Source organism: Anoxybacillus sp. LAT27, assembly GCF_022030075.1.
In the GTDB taxonomy this organism is placed as follows: domain Bacteria; phylum Bacillota; class Bacilli; order Bacillales; family Anoxybacillaceae; genus Anoxybacillus; species Anoxybacillus kestanbolensis.
In genome coordinates, this window is the sequence record NZ_JAIWYK010000094.1 from 1 (window position 1) to 348 (window position 348).

At 62.1% G+C, this 348-nt stretch carries 1 protein-coding gene; it reads right to left on the reverse strand.

The genetic code is table 11. The features are described 5' to 3' along the window. Nucleotides 1-14: 14 nt before the first annotated feature. The coding region (locus LD028_RS18105) for a hypothetical protein (protein ID WP_346015095.1) at nucleotides 15-348 on the reverse strand (334 nt) is incomplete at its 5' end.

Sequence of the window (348 nt, forward strand, 5' to 3'; positions counted from 1 at the left end):
TGTCGTTGCGTTCCCTACACCTTTACGTTGCCCAATTCCACATCGGCCTTGAAGCGAGCCAGGGCGGCGTCAAACACGTCCTGTTCCGATTCGGCGGCGACCTTGAACATGGTAATCAGTTTGTCGCCGCTGTGCACCTGCACGTTGTACTGCGAATCGCCGTCGTACGTGGCGGCAAACTGGTATGCGCTGCCGTTCACGCTCATGGTTCGTTCCATTTCGGACACACCTCCCGCCATAGTGTATCCGCCGGCGGCCGGCTTCATCCCCGGTGCGGTGCGGTTCGACCGCTCGGGATGTTGGCCCGGCTCGCCACGGGCACAGCGAAGATGGTGGTGCGCTCCGCAC